The organism is Burkholderia paludis (assembly GCF_000732615.1).
In the GTDB taxonomy this organism is placed as follows: domain Bacteria; phylum Pseudomonadota; class Gammaproteobacteria; order Burkholderiales; family Burkholderiaceae; genus Burkholderia; species Burkholderia paludis.
The window spans coordinates 71,793-86,641 of the sequence record NZ_JPGL01000043.1 but is presented as its reverse complement, the minus strand read 5'-3'; the positions used below and the strand labels follow the sequence as shown (position 1 = coordinate 86,641).

The following is a 14,849-nucleotide window of genomic DNA, read 5'->3' as shown; positions in this document are numbered from 1 at the left end:
GGGGCGATCGCGATCGGTCACCCGATCGGCGCGTCGGGCTGCCGGATCCTGGTGACGCTGCTGCACGAGATGGTCAGACGCGATGCGAAGCGCGGGCTGGCGTCGCTGTGCATCGGCGGCGGGATGGGGGTCGCGCTCGCGGTCGAGCGCGTCTGACGGGGTTCGACCGCCCCGGCTTGCCGGCGCCACCGGCGGGCGAAGCGGTTTTCGCGCACGACAAGCAACCAACAACAGGCGCGAAGTTCCGGTGCGTGCCGCGCCCGCGACGCGGGCGGCTGCGCATCGAAGCGGTGGGGCGGCAGCATGTGCGACGCCGCCGCCCCGCATTCATCGATTACTTTTTTGTCGGTAATAAACAGGATGACTAAGCGAATTGCAGTTGTGACCGGTGGAATGGGCGGCCTCGGCGAAGCGGTCAGCATCAGGTTGAACGACGCGGGCTACCGGGTAGTCGTCACGTATTCGCCGAACAACACCGGCGCCGATCGCTGGCTGACCGAGATGCACGCGGCCGGCCGCGAGTTCCATGCGTACCCGGTGGACGTGGCCGATCACGATTCGTGCCAGCAATGCGTCGAGAAGATCGTGCGGGACGTCGGCCCGATCGACATTCTCGTGAACAACGCGGGCATCACGCGCGACATGACGCTGCGCAAGCTCGACAAGGTCAACTGGGACGCGGTGATCCGCACGAACCTCGATTCCGTGTTCAACATGACGAAGCCGGTCTGTGAAGGCATGGTCGAGCGCGGCTGGGGCCGTATCGTCAACATCTCGTCGGTGAACGGCTCGAAGGGATCGGTCGGCCAGACCAACTACGCGGCCGCGAAGGCCGGCATGCACGGCTTCACGAAGTCGCTCGCGCTCGAGATCGCGCGCAAGGGCGTGACGGTGAACACGGTATCGCCGGGCTACCTCGCGACGAAGATGGTCACGGCGATCCCGCAGGACATTCTCGACACGAAGATCCTCCCGCAGATTCCTGCGGGCCGGCTCGGCAAGCCCGAGGAAGTCGCGGCGCTCGTCGCCTATCTGTGCTCGGAGGAGGCCGGATTCGTGACGGGCTCCAACATCGCGATCAACGGCGGTCAGCATATGCACTGACGCGCGGTGGCCCGGAAGGCGCTCGCGCGCACGACGGGCCGCGTACCGCTGGTTTCAGTGCCGCGGCGGCGCGGGCGCACCGCCGCGGTCTCGCAATCCGGAGAAGGCATGGGCGACACCTGGATAGGGCTCGCGATCGGCGGCGCGGCACTGGCCGTTGCGCTGACGACGGCGATCTCGCTCTACTGGCTCGAACGGCGCCGCGCGCGGCTGCTGCGGGACTTCGATCATCGCGATTGCTGGCTCGTCGCATACGGCAAGCGTTTCGCGCGCGTGCGGGGTGTGCGTTGACGGCCAGGCCATCGCGGCCGTGAGGCGTTCCCCCGCTGCATGACGACACGCGATCGCCGCAGCGCAGCGCGACGCCGGCTTGAGCGTCCCACCTGCTTGCCGTTCCGATCGGCGGGCGCGCTCTGCCGCAATTGATGGGGCTTCAGTTGTTAATTCCGCTTTCTTCCGTTATCTCGTATCACATCGATGTGTAATGAAGGTGTCATGCGATGTAAACATCTGGTAATTTTCTGCCGGATTATGCAAAATCGCCGCTCCTAAATACAACTATCGAGGGATCCGGAATGCAATTCAAGAAAGCGGCGGCCGCATGTGGCATGGCGTTTCTGCTGAGCGCATGCGGCGGGGTGCAGAGCCTTGACGCAAACAGCCTGACGTCGGCAGGGACGAGCCTGTACAAGGCGGCGACGCTGTCGGATGCCGACATCGCCGCGCTGTCGAACGACTCGTGCAAGGCCAGCGACGCCGAATCGAAGATCGCGCCGGCGAACAGCGCGTATTCGAAGCGCCTGACGAAGGTGATGAAGGGCTTCGGCGACATGACGCTGAACGGCCAGACGATCAACTACAAGGTCTACATGACCAAGGACGTCAACGCGTGGGCGATGGGCAACGGCTGCGTGCGCGTGTACAGCGGCCTGATGGACATGATGAACGACGACGAGCTGCGCGGCGTGATCGGCCATGAAATGGGCCACGTGGCGCTGGGGCACTCGAAGAAGGCGATGCAGACGGCCTACGCGGTCAGCGCGGCGCGTACCGCGGCCGGCGCGGCATCGCCGGGCGTGGCGGCGCTGACGAGCTCGCAACTCGGCGACATCACCGAGAAGTTCATCAACGCGCAGTTCTCGCAGACGCAGGAAAGCGCGGCCGACGACTACTCGTTCGACCTGATGAAGCAGAAGGGCATGAACCAGAAAGGCCTCGTCACCGCATTCCAGAAGCTCGCGAAGCTCGACGGCGGCCAGAGCTCGATGATGAGCTCGCACCCGTCGTCGGCGAGCCGTGCGCAGCACATCGAGGATCGCATCGCGAAGGGCAGCTGATCGCGCGGCCGACCGCCGGCCGGCGCCGCGATCGGTACCCGAAAAGAAAAACCCCGCGTCGGCAAAAGGCGCGGGGTTTTGTTTTTCCGGCCGGTGCGCCGCTTTACGGCACCATTCCCGGCAGCAAATACGCCTGCACCAGCGTGATCGCTCCGACGACGACCGCGAACAGCAGGCTGTGCCGCACCGTGAAGCGGAACAGCTCCGATTCCTTGCCGACGAGGCCCGTCGCCGCGCAGGCAACCGCGATCGACTGCGGCGAGATCATCTTCGCGGTCACGCCGCCCGTCGTGTTCGCGGCGACCGCGAGCGTCTCGGGTATGCCGAGCTGGTGGGCCGTGGCCTGCTGCAATGAGCAGAAGAGCGCATTCGACGACGTGTCCGAGCCGGTCAGGAACACGCCGAGCCAGCCGAGGAACGGCGAGAAGAACGGAAACGCGGCGCCGGTCGCGGCCAGCATCAGCGCGAGCGTCGACGACATCCCCGAATAGTTCGCGACGAATGCGAACGCGAGCACGAGGCCGATCGACAGGATCGGGCGCGTCAGCTCCTTCAGGGTCTCGCCGAACGTAACGAGCGCGTCGCGCGGCTTCATCCGCAGCAGCGCCATCGAGATCAGCGCGGTCACGAGGATTGCGCTGCCCACGGCCGACAGGAGATCGATCTTCAGCACGGCGTCGAGCGCCTTCGGCGTCGCGGCGATCGGCGCGGTCTTCACGACGAGCTGGTCGAGCCCCGCCACATGGAACTTCAGCACGGTCGATGCGAGCGCGCCGTGCGCGGCGAACAGCGCCTTGAACGGCGCGATGCTCCACAGGGTGACGACGGCCGTCAGGATCAGGAACGGCGACCATGCGCGCACGGTTTGCGCGAGCGTGTACGGAGACGCCTGGCGGCTCCGGTGCGCGCCGTAGCCGTGGCTCCCGCCGCTGAATCCGGCCAGCGCCGCGCCGCCGCCCGTCGCGACGATGCCGCCGGCCGTCCGCGCGGCGGTGCGCGGCTGCCAGACTTTCAGGAAGGCGGCGAGCGCGACGAGGCTGACGAGCGACGACGTGATGTCCGGCAGCTCGGGCCCGATATGGTTCGACGTGAAGTACTGGGTGAGTGCGAAGCTGCCGCCCGCCACGAGCGCGGCCGGCCACGTCTGGCGCACGCCGCGCAGCCCGTCCATCATGAACACGAGCCAGAACGGCACCGCGAGCGACAGCAGCGGCAACTGGCGGCCGGCCATCGCGCCGATGTGGAACGGATCGATGCCCGTCACCTGTCCGGCGACGATGATCGGGATGCCCATCGCGCCGAACGCGACCGGCGCGGTGTTCGCGATCAGGCACAGCCCGGCCGCGTGCAGCGGCTTGAAACCGAGGCCGACGAGCAGCGCGGCCGTGATCGCGACGGGCGCGCCGAAGCCGGCCGCGCCTTCTAGAAACGCGCCGAACGAGAAGCCGATCAGCAGCATCTGCAGGCGCTGGTCGTCGGTGATCGACAGCACGGACGCGCGGATGATGTCGAACTGGCCGGTCTTCACGACGATCTTGTACAGGAACACGGCCGCGACGATGATCCACGCGATCGGCCACAGGCCGTACGCGAAGCCGAAGCCGGCGGCCGCGAGCGCCTGCCGCACGGGCATCCCGTACGCGAGGATCGCGACGCCGAGCGACAGCAGCAGCGTGATCGCGGCCGCGACATGGCCCTTCATCCGCAGGACGGCGAGCGCGACGAAAAAGAAGATGATCGGGATCGCGGCGACGAGCGCCGACAGTCCGAGGCTGCCGAGCGGCGTGTAGATCTGATGCCAAACCTGCATGGGTGTCTCCTCCATCTGTGTCTGTATTTCTATGGGTACGGTCGGTAAAGCGGGTGCTATTCGGGCTGGCCGCGTGCGCGCAGCAGGTCGGACAGGCTGCGCGGCGCCGGTTCGAGCGGCGTGCGGTGTTGCGTCCAGCCCATCTGTTTCGCGGGCGTCAGCGCGCGCAGGCGCGTCGCGGTCCAGCGGAACGCGCGGTACGCGCGCGGATGCGCGAACGCACCCGACCAGAAGCGCCACACGAGGTCTTCCGCGCGGTTGTAGTTCGCGCCCTGGCCGCGCAGCGGATGCGCGACGGGTTCGTCGGGCTTGCGGTTCGCCTCGGTGCGCAGCCGCACGAGCAGTTGTGGGATCGGGATCCGTACCGGGCACACCTCGCCGCATGCGCCGCACAGCGTCGACGCGGTCGGCAGGTCGGCCGTCGCATCGAGGCCGAGCAGGTGCGGCGAGATGATCTTGCCGATCGGTCCCGGGTAGGTCGTTCCGTACGCGTGGCCGCCGATGCGCGTGTAGACGGGGCAGTGGTTCATGCACGCGCCGCAGCGGATGCACTGCAGCGTCGCGCGCAGCTGCTCGTCCGCGTACGCCTGCGTGCGGCCGTTGTCGAGCAGCACGAGATGCAGTTCGCGCGGGCCGTCGCGTTCGCCGTCGCGGCGCGGCCCCGTGATCAGGTTGAAGTAGGTCGTGATCGCCTGGCCGGTGGCGGAGCGTGTCAGCAGGCTCGACAGCGGCACGATGTGCTCGAGCTTCTCGACGACCTTTTCGATACCCATGATCGCGACGTGCGTGTCGGGCACCGTCGTCGACAGGCGGCCGTTGCCCTCGTTCTCCACGAGCCACAGCGTGCCCGTGTCGGCCGCCGCGAAGTTCACGCCCGAAAGGCCGATCTCGGCTTCGGCGAATGCGCGGCGCAGTGCGCGCCGGCCGGTCTGGATCAGCTCGTCGACGTCTTCCGTATAGCGCGTTCCGGGGATGTGTTCCTCGAACAGCTCGGCGATGTCGCCGCGCGTCTTGTGGATCGCCGGCATCACGATGTGCGAAGGCTTCTCGCCCGCGAGCTGCACGATGAATTCGCCCATGTCGGACTCGATGCAGTCGACGCCATGCTCCGCGAGGGCATGGTTCAGCTCGATTTCCTCGCTCGCCATCGACTTGCCCTTGATCACGCGGCGCGCCTTCTTCGCCTGCGCGATGCCGAGCACGATCGCGTTGGCGTCGCCGGCCGTCTCGGCCCAGTGCACGTGCACGCCGGCTTCGGTGAGCTTTGTCTCCAGCCGCTCGAGCAGCGTCGGCAATTGCGCGAGCGCGTGCTGCCGCACGGCTTCGCCGAGATCGCGCAGTTGCTGCAACTCGGCGTCGTCGGGGAACTGCGTCGCGCGCTTGCCCTGCAGGAAGTCCATCGCGCCGCGAAAACTGCGGCGCAGCGCGGGATCGTCGAGCGCGGCGCGCGCGCGGGCCTTGAAGTCGCCGGGGGCGACGAATTGCAGTGTGTGATCGTTCATCGCGGCAGATCCTCGCAGGCAGTGGCGGCCGGGTGGGTGGCCGCCATATCGGCAGCCGGACCGGTGACGATCACGACCCACAGGCGGCGCGGGCCGTGTGCGCCATAGGCGAGCGTCTGCTGGATGTCGGATGTCTTCGACGGTCCCGACACCAGCACGAGGTTGGTCGGCATGCCGGCATGCCAGCGCTCCGCGTGCGCGGCCGCGTGCAGGTCGGCATGCAGCGTGTTCGCGTGAACGAGCGCGACGTGCAGCGGCGGCACCAGCGACACGGTGCGCGGCGTGCCGGCGTCGGGCGCGAGCACGAGGGTGCCGGTGGCCGCGATGCCCGAGCGGGCGACGGTGAAGCCCGCATCGATCGTGTCGAACAGTTCGGTCTTCCACGCTTCGATCGGGCGGTCGAACGGAACGGGTGCGACCGTGCCGGGCAGCGCGCGGGCGAGCGCGGCGGATTCGGTGCGGGCCGGGTCGAGCAGCAGGCGGTGCACGCCGGCGTCGGCCAGACGTGCCGCGAGCTGCGCGGGCCATGTGTCGGCGCTCGCGCACCAGACCTCCGCGTGCGACGCGGTGAGCGCGGCCTGCATCGCCTGGACGAGCGCCTGCGGATCGGGCTGGGCCGGCGCGCGGCGCCTGTCGTAGTGGGTATCGATGCGACCGTCGAGCGCGGCGGCGGCCGTCGCCGCGACGCCCGGGGCGGCTGCGCGCAGGCGCGCGAGAATCGCGGCGCGTGCGCTCATTGCTTGTCTCCGCGCAACGACGCGGCGCCGGCCGTGCGCCGCCACAGGAAACTGGCGAGATGCTCGACCGGCAGCGGCGCGCCGGCTTTCTCGGCCGCGTGGCCGATGTTGAGCAGGCAGCCGCAATCGGCGGACACGAGCCGGTCGCACCCCGTCGCGCAGGCCGACGCGACCTTGTCGCGCACCATCGCGCCGGAGATGTCGGGGTGTTTCAGCGAGAACGTCCCGCCGAAGCCGCAGCATTCGGATTCGCGTTCGTGCTCGATGCGCGTGACGCCCGGCAGCGCATCGACGAGCGCGACGCCGTGCCCGCGCGTGCCCATCTCGCGCCGCGCCGCGCACGACGTGTGCAACACGACGCGCTCGTCGGGCCCGGTTGCCGCGTCGAGTTGCACGTCGAGCACGTGGACGAGGAATTCGGCGAGTTCGTAGGTACGCGCCGCGATCGCGCGGGCCTTCGGGCCGTTGACGGGATCGTCGGCGAACAGCGCCGGCCAATGGTGCCGGATCATGCCCGCGCACGAGCCGGACGGTACGATCACGGGCCATGCGTCGGCGAACAGGTCGAGCTGCGCGGCCGCGACGCGGCGCGCTTCGTCGGGGTTGCCGCTGCTGTAGGCCGGCTGGCCGCAGCAGCTCTGGCCGCGCGGATAGTGGACGGTCAGGCCTTCGCGTTCCAGCAGGCGGACCGCGTCGAGCCCGGCTTCGGGGACGAACAGGTCGACCAGGCAGGTCGCGAACAGATAGACGTGCGCGGGGAGGGCGGTGGGGTACTGCCTTTCGTTCATGTCTCGCTCCAGAGGCGACGGCCCCGGCTTGCGGGGCGACGATTTCGCTGCATAATTCCCGCGACGGCGCCGTAGCTCAAATTGGTTGGGCCAATTGGCGCGGCAGGGATTCGGCAGCGGAGACGACGATGGCAGCGATGACGGCACGGGGCCGGACCGAAGTGGTGATGCGCAGGATCGAGACGGCGCTGCTCGACGGCACCTGGCCGGCCGGCGCGCGGCTGCCGGCCGAGCGCGTCCTCGCGCAGCAGTACGGCGTCGCCCGCAACACGGTGCGCGAGGCGACCCAGCGGCTCGTCGCGCGCGGGTTGCTGCAGAGCCGGCGCGGCGCGGGCGTGTACGTGACGGACCAGTTGCGCGCGGGCATCGCGTCGCCGTGGGGCCAGCTGGTGGCCGATCACCCGGCGCTGCGCGACGACATCCTCGAATTCCGGCGCGTGCTCGAGGGGGCGACCGCGTATTTCGCCGCGCTGCGCGCCGACGCGAACGACCGGCGCCGGATCCGCGCGCTGCTGCGCGAGCTCGAAACCGCGCACGCGAACGGCGCCGCCGCCGTGGAAGCCGCGACCGACGCGAAGCTGCACGAGGCGATCGCGCTCGCGTCGCACAACACGATGTTCCTGCACCTGCACACGAGCGTGATCGGGATGCTGCGCGAGCACATCTCGATCAACGTCGCGGGGATGACGACGCAGGACGAGCAGGCGTCCGAGCTGCTGTTGCTGCAGCACCGGGTGGTGTGCGAGGCCATCTGCGCGCAACGGCCCGAAGAGGCGCGCACCGCGATGCAGACGCATATCGACTACGTGCGCAGCTATTTCGAGCGCAGCGGCGACGAACCCTGAGCCCTGAGATTGGTCGGACCACTTCGGTGCGCGGCCCGTCCGGCGGGCGCTTGCGGCGCGGCTGGGGGGCGGTGCGTGGAAGGCGGTCGTGGGCGGGCCGATCTCGGGCGCGGTGTCGGCCGGCTGCGCGGCCCGTGCGATTGACCGGCGCGTCGGGCGCCCACTAGAATCGGCCGGAATCGTGCGCCAGCCGCGCGCCGCAGCACACGCGGGCCCTGTGTTCCGCCAGTCGAGGAAGTTTCCGTGCTCACGTCTCTGATCCGGCGCGCGCCGGCCGCGCTGTCGTGGGGCGCCGCCCGTCGCGCGGCCCGCGCGCTGGCCGCCGGCGTGCTGCTGTCGCTCGCCGCCGCGTGCGCGACACATCCGCCCGCCACCTCGCTCGATCGCCCGGTGTCGCACGCGTTGCCGCCCGATACCGCGACGCCGCTGCGCGATGCGCTCGCCGCGCCCGAGGCAGCACACCCGGGCCAGTCGGGTTTCCGGCTGCTGCCCGACGGCGCCGAGGCGTTGCAGATGCGCATCGCACTCGCGCGCGCTGCGACGAAAACGCTCGACATGCAGTACTACATCGCGACCGAGGACACGACGGGCAAGCTGCTGCTTGCCGCGGCGCTCTACGCCGCCGATCGCGGCGTGCGCGTGCGGATGCTGGTCGACGACCTGAACTTCCGCGACATCGATCGCGTCATGGCCGCGCTGAACACGCACCCTAACATCGAGATCCGCGTGTTCAATCCGTTCGGCGCGTCGCAAAAAGGCATGGTCGAGCGCACGGCCCACTTCTTCACGCGCATCGACAGCTTCACACGCCGGATGCACAACAAGGCGATGATCGCGGACAACCAGATCGCGATCGTCGGCGGCCGCAATCTCGGCGACGAGTATTTCAGCGCGAGCCCGACGCGGCAGTTCCGCGATCTCGACGTGCTTGCCGCGGGCCCGGTGACGTACGACATCTCGGCGAGCTTCGACGCGTACTGGTCGAGTGCGAGCAGCTATCCGCTGCGCGAGCTGAATCACCAGTCGTTCGATCCGAAGGATCTCGATGCGATGCGCGACGAACTGCGCGAGCACTGGCGCAAGAACGCCGATCCGTACAACGCGAAGCCGCTGAACGCGACGCCGCTCGCGCAGCAGATCGCGCACGACGCGCTGGCGCTCGTGTGGGCGCCGGCCGAGTTCAGGGTCGATGCGCCCGACAAGGTCGCGCAGCCGACCGACGCGTACGTGAGCCCGCCGATGCAGCGGCTCGTCGAGCTGACGCGCGGCGCGCAGCAGGAGTTTCTTGCCTTCTCGCCGTATTTCGTGCCGCACGATGCGGGCGTGAAGACCCTCGGCGACGCGGCCGCGCGCGGCGTGCGCGTCGCGATCCTGACCAATTCGCTCGCCGCGACCGACGCGGTCGCCGTGCAGGCCGGCTACGGGCCGTACCGCGTGCCGTTGCTGCGGCGCGGCGTCGAGCTGTACGAGTTCAAGGCGCAGCCGGGCCGCCAGCGCCCGCGTCTGTTCGGATCGCGCTCGCGGGCCAGCCTGCACGCAAAGGCGTACGTGATCGACCGGAAGATCCTCGTGATCGGCTCGCTGAATCTCGATCCGCGGTCCGCGCACCTGAACACCGAACTGGCGCTCGTGATCCACAGCCCGGCGCTCGCGCAGCAGGCCGCGACGATCTTCGCGCGTGCGACGCAGCCGGACGAAAGCTATCGCGTCAGCCTCGCGGCGCCGGCGGGCGGCGGCGCGCCCGAACTCGAGTGGACGGGCGTCGACGACGGCCGGCCCGCTACCTATCACGTCGATCCGCACGCGGGACTGCTGCGCAACCTGATGACCGGCGTCTTCATGCTGCTGCCGGTCGACGACCAGCTTTGAGGGAGCGAACGCGCTCCGGCTAAACCCGCGTGTCCGGTGCGGAGGGAAGGTGATATGGTTGTGTGCGCAACCATAAAGGCGTGTGCGACGCTGCCGCCGGGCGGCAGCGCCACGCGCGGCGCGCATACCCGCAACCGGAGTTCCCCCATGCAACGTGTACCGAACCAGCCGTTCACGCGTCCTGCCCGTTTCTCCGAAGCCGAATGGCAGGCGCGCGTGCAGCTCGCGGCGGCCTACCGGATCTTCGATCATCTCGGCTGGACCGAGCTGATCTACAACCATATCTCGCTGCGCGTGCCGGGCGAGGACGGGCATTTCCTGATCAACCCGTTCGGGCTCCATTACAGCGAGGTGTGCGCGTCGAACCTCGTGAAGATCGACATCGACGGCAACGTGGTCGGCCATTCCGACTGGCCGGTCAATCCGGCCGGTTTCACGTTCCACGGCGCGATCCATGCGGCGTTGCCCGACGCGCACTGCGTGATGCACGTGCACACAACGCCCGCGATGGCCGTGTGCTGTTCACGCGACGGGCTGTCGTTCTCGAATTTCTATTCGGCGCAGTTGTACGGAAAGGTCGCGTATCACGACTTCGAGGGCATTACCGTGCATCTGGAGGAGGGGCGGCGCATCGTCGAGAGCGCGGGCGGCCGGCCCGTGCTGCTGTTGCGCAACCACGGGCCGGTCACAATTGGCGCGACGCTCGCGCAGACCTTCTCGCTGATGTGGCTGCTCAACCGTGCGTGCGAGGTGCAGGTCGCCACGCATGCGATCGGCGATGCGCTGCCGATCGCGCCGCCCGTGCTCGAGGCGTGCGTGCGCGATTCGCTGAATTTCGATCCGAGGCATGGCGCGGGACAGGACGCGTTCGACGCACTGCAGCGCATCGTCGATCGCATCGATCCCGGCTACCGCGCGTGACGCGGGGCGGCCGCGCCGCCGCTAGAAGCGGTAGCCGAGGCCGGCCTGGATCACGTCGGTATCGCGGTTGTAGTGTGTGACGACGCGATTCCACGTGATGCGCGTGAGCCAGTGATCGGAAATGCGGTAGCTGGCCGAGATCGACACGATGCCCGAGAACCGTCCGTTGCCGGGCCCGGGCTGGTCGCGCCGGTTGCGCTGGTCGACCGTGAAATAGGCGCCTGCACCGGCCGCCAGCGTGACCTTGTCGTCCAGGAACGCGCGCGTGAGCCACAGCTCGGACGCGATCCCGTTGCGGCGGATCGACTGTTTCGAGCCCTCGTACATCCAGGTTGCGGTCCAGTCGATGCTGCGCGTCAGGCCGCGCCGGTACTCGAGGCTGCCGCCGAGCGCCGACGGCGACGAGCGGCTGTTGAGGATCGTCTCGCCGAGCATCGCGGTGATCTCGTTGTTCGTGACCTTGCCGGTGCGCGCGAGCGGCGTGTCGCGCGGGCCCGGCGTATCGGGCGCATCGAGCTGGTAGCCGATGCCGAACATCACCGAGGTCGTATTGGGCCCGGTGAACACCTGCGAGCGATTCACCTGCAACTGCGCGATCCAGCGATGCGACGTGTAGTACGCGGCGCGCACGCTCATCAGCACGCCCCAGCCGTGCGAATCCGAATAGCCGCGGCCCTCGACCGCCGGCACCGTGTCGAAGTAACGATAGGGGCCTACGCCGGCCGACAGCACGAAGCGGCGGTTCTCGAGCGGCAGGCGCCCCCAGAACTGGACCGACTGGCCGTCGCGATGATGGTTCGGGATGTGGCCCTCGTTATACCAGGTAAAGCCGACCGCGGCGTACCGTCCCAACCCTTCCTGATAGTCCATCGCCCAGGCATAGGTGCGATCGCCGCCGCCCCAGAGCGGGCCGGCGAGCAGCGAGAATTCCTGGGCGCGGACCGGTGCGGCGTAAAGGGCGGCGATCGAGCAGAGGCCCGCCAGCATCGGCCGGATGCGGGAGGGGCGGTTCGGGTGACAGGTCGGCATGATTTTTTTGGTCCAGTCACGATGGCACCCGATTATTCTCTCGTGAGCGCGGCGGTCTGTCGATGGATGTTTGCACAACGTCCGGTTACGTGTCGTGACTGTCACGACAGTCCGGTTGTGTCATCGAAGTGCAACGATTCCCGGGATCGTTTGCGTCCCGGGAATGATGCCGCCGCCGACGTTCACGCAAGCGGATATTCGATTCGGCATCCTTTGTATTGTCCGGAATGGAAATCCGGATCGAGGGTGTGTGCGGGCAGGCTTGCCGGGGCGACGGACGATGCAAAAAAAAACGCGGCCGGGTGGCCGCGTGAATACTCGCAGACTCCTTCGGACGAAGGAAACAAGCAACTGTGAGACGAAGTGTAGCGAAAGGCCGCGCGCGGATTCAGTCGTCCGGCTGCAAAGGTCCATTCCACGCCGGCGCAGACTGACGGGCCGCGCGCCGTGTGTCGCCGCAGGACCGTTCGACGGCCTGCCGGATCGGCCGCGATCGACTACCATCACGGATGGCGCCCCCGTTCGGGCGGCGCACAACGTCGTACAAGGAGAGTCCATGCTCAAGCTGCGTTTGCTCCAGGTCGCGTTACTCGCGGGCGTGCTGGTCGCCGGCGGCGCCGCTGCCGAAACGGTGCGCCTGTCCGCCAATCTGCAGCCGTCGAGCGAAGTGCCGCCGACGGCGACCAAGGGCTCGGGCGCTGTCGACGCCACCTACGACACGGCCACGCACATGTTGCAATGGACGGTGACATACGAACACCTCACGGGGCCGGCCACCGCCGCGCATTTCCATGGGCCCGCGCCGGTCGGCCAGAACGCGGCCGTGCAGGTGCCGATTCCGAAGGACGATCTGGCGAGCCCGATCAAGGGGGAGAAGGAGCTGACCGACGCGCAGGTCACCGACCTGATGGGCGGCAAGTGGTACTTCAACGTCCATACGAAGGAGCACCCGGCGGGCGAGATCCGCGGCCAGGTGATGCCCGCGAACTGAGCGACGGCGTTTGATATAGAGGCACCTGTCGAGCGGCGCGGGAACGATCGCACGTACCATCGTCACACTGTGATCCCGGAGTGCGCCCGATGAGTTGGCAAAGCAAGTTCGCCTGCTGGCTGCTGCGCGGGCAGTTCCGTCCCGAGACCACGCGCGAGGTGCTCGATCCCGCCCGCGCGCGGCGCTTTACCGACCTGCGGATGATCGTGCCGCGCCGTGCGCCGTCGGGCTATCGGCTGCGCCAGTGCTACGGCGCGGGAGACGCACCGCTGCGCGGCGAATGGCTCGAGCGCGCCGACGCGGGCGCGGCGCGCGAGTCCGGCCGAACGCTGCTGTACTTCCATGGCGGCGGCTATTACTTCTGTTCGACGAGAACCCACCGGCCGCTCGTCTTCGGCCTGACGAAGCGCGCGGGCGTGCGCTCGTTCTCGCTCGACTACCGGCTCGCGCCTGAAAACCGTTTCCCGGCCGCGCTCGACGATGCGCTGGCTGCGTACCGCCAATTGCTGGCGCTCGGCACGCCGCCCGAATCGATCGTGCTCGGCGGCGATTCGGCGGGCGGCGGCCTCGCACTCGCGACGCTCGTCGCGCTGCGCGATCGCGGCGAGCCGCTGCCGGCCGGCGCGATCCTGTTCTCGCCGTGGACCGATCTCGCGGCCACCGGCGCGACGCTGAGCACCAACGACGGCGCCGACCCGATGTTCGCCGGCGCGGCGCTGCCGAAGGCCGCGAAGCTGTATCTCGGCGAAGAGCCGGCGACGAATCCGTACGCATCGCCGCTTTATGCGGATTTCGCGGGCCTGCCGCCGCTGTACATCCAGGTCGGCAGCACGGAGGTGCTGCTCGACGATTCGCGTCGCGTGGCCGAGAAGGCGAGGGCGGCCGGCGTGGCGGTGGAGATCGAGGTGTGGCCGGACATGCCGCACGTATGGCAGCTGTATGCACCGATGGTGCCCGAAGCGCGCGACGCGCTCGACCGCGCGGCCGCATTCCTGCGCCGCGTTGCGGTCGAACGCGCGGTTCAGCGCGCCGGCGAGGCGTCGATTGCCTGATAGGCGGCCTTGACGGCCGCCGGGCCGTACCGGCGCTCGAGCCGTCGCACGGTGAAGTGGCCGTGCGCCATCTGCTGGAAGTGGTCGATGAACAGCGTGTTGACGGTCGCACCGAGCACGGCCCCGATCGCCGGAATCGACTTCGCGGCCATCTGCTCGGTCACCTGCACCGAGAAGCGCGACGCCACCGTCTGCACGAGCTTGAACACGGCCGCCGAGCTGTGCGCGGCGATACCCTTCGTCGTGATGTCGGACGACGCCTTCGAGATCGCCTGCGCAAGCGCGCCGCGCAGCACGAAATAGCCGAGATCGGCGTCCTCTTCCTGCTTGTCCGGGTTTCCGCCCATCCCGAGCACGGCCAGGCATTGCAGCTGCGTATCGACCGACGTCAGGTCTTCCCCCTCGCTGCGCGCGATGTCGCACACCGAGCGGAAGATCAGCGTGGTCGTTATCGGCAGCTCGACCGGCAGCGCGAGAAAGCCGAACGCGCCGCCCGCCGCACCGGTCGTCGCGACCGCGAGCTTGTGCAGCAGGTTGCTGGGTTTCTCGGGCTCGGCATCCGGCGCCGGCGGCTTGCCGAGCGTGCGCAGCGCGATGTTCAGGCACTTGCGCAGCGCGAGCTGCGTCGCATCGTTGATCTTGCCGGTCGCGAAATCCGGCAGCTTCGCGATCATCTTCTCGACCGGCGCGCCCAGTATGCCCGTCAGCTTCATCGTCAGCGACGGGCTTTCCAGTACCTGCTTCGCACGCCGCAGCGCGTCCCGATCCTCCTGCGACAGCGCAGTCGCGGGCGTGATTGAAATCGGTTCCATCTTTCTCCTTGGCATTGACCGTCGCCGGCCTAGATTACTCCGCCATGCTACA

Annotated in this window: 14 protein-coding genes and 1 pseudogene; 9 read left to right on the top strand and 6 right to left on the bottom strand. The window is 68.5% G+C overall.

The genetic code is table 11. The annotated features are described in order from the left end of the window. The 4 genes and pseudogenes from GQ56_RS41810 to loiP form a co-directional block, all read left to right on the top strand. Window positions 1-156 (top strand): annotated as a pseudogene (locus GQ56_RS41810) (acetyl-CoA C-acetyltransferase); the annotation flags it as partial. A 204-nt stretch (window positions 157-360) separates the two neighbouring features. Then, the gene (gene phbB / locus GQ56_RS0124400; RefSeq protein ID WP_031401134.1) at window positions 361-1,104 is read left to right on the top strand and encodes an acetoacetyl-CoA reductase; all 744 of its coding nucleotides are present in this window, start codon (window positions 361-363) and stop codon (window positions 1,102-1,104) included. Between the two features lie 108 nt (window positions 1,105-1,212). Beyond that, window positions 1,213-1,395, top strand: coding sequence for a hypothetical protein (locus GQ56_RS0124395; RefSeq protein WP_031401133.1), 183 nt, complete (start codon window positions 1,213-1,215; stop codon window positions 1,393-1,395). 284 nt (window positions 1,396-1,679) lie between these two features. Next, entirely contained in the window at window positions 1,680-2,441 is a 762-nt protein-coding gene (loiP, locus tag GQ56_RS0124390; protein ID WP_031401132.1) for a metalloprotease LoiP, read from the top strand. A 103-nt stretch (window positions 2,442-2,544) separates the two neighbouring features. Here the strand turns inward: loiP and GQ56_RS0124385 are convergent, their stop codons facing one another. The 4 genes from GQ56_RS0124385 to GQ56_RS0124370 are packed head-to-tail and all read right to left on the bottom strand — an operon-like array spanning window position 2,545 to window position 7,278. Then, on the bottom strand, window positions 2,545-4,251 hold the full coding sequence (locus GQ56_RS0124385) for a lactate permease LctP family transporter (protein ID WP_031401131.1): 1,707 nt from the start codon (window positions 4,249-4,251) through the stop codon (window positions 2,545-2,547). Between the two features lie 56 nt (window positions 4,252-4,307). Then, window positions 4,308-5,753 carry a LutB/LldF family L-lactate oxidation iron-sulfur protein gene (locus GQ56_RS0124380; RefSeq protein ID WP_031401130.1) on the bottom strand — a complete coding sequence of 482 codons (1,446 nt, stop codon included), beginning with the start codon at window positions 5,751-5,753 and terminating at the stop codon, window positions 4,308-4,310. After that, window positions 5,750-6,490 (bottom strand): LutC/YkgG family protein, encoded by a 741-nt coding sequence (locus GQ56_RS0124375; protein ID WP_031401129.1) that lies wholly within the window; start codon window positions 6,488-6,490, stop codon window positions 5,750-5,752. Before GQ56_RS0124375 ends, GQ56_RS0124380 begins: the two co-directional genes overlap by 4 nt. Further along, window positions 6,487-7,278, bottom strand: coding sequence for a (Fe-S)-binding protein (locus GQ56_RS0124370; RefSeq protein WP_031401128.1), 792 nt, complete (start codon window positions 7,276-7,278; stop codon window positions 6,487-6,489). The genes GQ56_RS0124375 and GQ56_RS0124370 overlap by 4 nt, the downstream gene beginning before the upstream one ends. Window positions 7,279-7,406: 128 nt before the next feature. Here GQ56_RS0124370 and GQ56_RS0124365 point away from each other — a divergent pair, with 128 nt between their 5' ends. The 3 genes from GQ56_RS0124365 to GQ56_RS0124355 all read left to right on the top strand — a co-directional run bounded on the left by GQ56_RS0124365 (window position 7,407) and on the right by GQ56_RS0124355 (window position 10,913). Then, complete coding sequence (locus GQ56_RS0124365) at window positions 7,407-8,123, top strand: FadR/GntR family transcriptional regulator (RefSeq protein ID WP_031401127.1); 717 nt, start codon at window positions 7,407-7,409, stop codon at window positions 8,121-8,123. 243 nt (window positions 8,124-8,366) lie between these two features. After that, window positions 8,367-9,992 carry a phospholipase D family protein gene (locus GQ56_RS0124360; protein ID WP_031401126.1) on the top strand — a complete coding sequence of 542 codons (1,626 nt, stop codon included), beginning with the start codon at window positions 8,367-8,369 and terminating at the stop codon, window positions 9,990-9,992. Window positions 9,993-10,139: 147 nt separating this feature from the next. Further along, window positions 10,140-10,913, top strand: a complete 774-nt coding sequence (locus GQ56_RS0124355; protein WP_031401125.1) for a class II aldolase/adducin family protein — start codon at window positions 10,140-10,142, stop codon at window positions 10,911-10,913. 21 nt (window positions 10,914-10,934) lie between these two features. On the opposite strand, the gene GQ56_RS0124350 is transcribed toward GQ56_RS0124355, so the two are convergent. Beyond that, window positions 10,935-11,900 (bottom strand): hypothetical protein, encoded by a 966-nt coding sequence (locus GQ56_RS0124350; protein WP_152601839.1) that lies wholly within the window; start codon window positions 11,898-11,900, stop codon window positions 10,935-10,937. 598 nt (window positions 11,901-12,498) lie between these two features. Between GQ56_RS0124350 and GQ56_RS0124345 the strand changes: the two genes are divergently transcribed. Together GQ56_RS0124345 and GQ56_RS0124340 are read left to right on the top strand one after the other, a co-directional pair. Further along, a complete protein-coding gene (locus tag GQ56_RS0124345) occupies window positions 12,499-12,933 on the top strand; it encodes a CHRD domain-containing protein (RefSeq protein ID WP_031401123.1) in 435 nt (144 codons plus the stop codon). An 89-nt stretch (window positions 12,934-13,022) separates the two neighbouring features. Further along, complete coding sequence (locus GQ56_RS0124340) at window positions 13,023-13,985, top strand: alpha/beta hydrolase (RefSeq protein ID WP_031401122.1); 963 nt, start codon at window positions 13,023-13,025, stop codon at window positions 13,983-13,985. Here GQ56_RS0124340 and GQ56_RS0124335 read toward each other — a convergent pair. After that, window positions 13,955-14,797, bottom strand: coding sequence for an EcsC family protein (locus GQ56_RS0124335; protein ID WP_031401121.1), 843 nt, complete (start codon window positions 14,795-14,797; stop codon window positions 13,955-13,957). The two genes, GQ56_RS0124340 and GQ56_RS0124335, sit on opposite strands and share 31 nt — an antisense overlap. Between the last annotated feature and the right edge of the window lie 52 nt (window positions 14,798-14,849).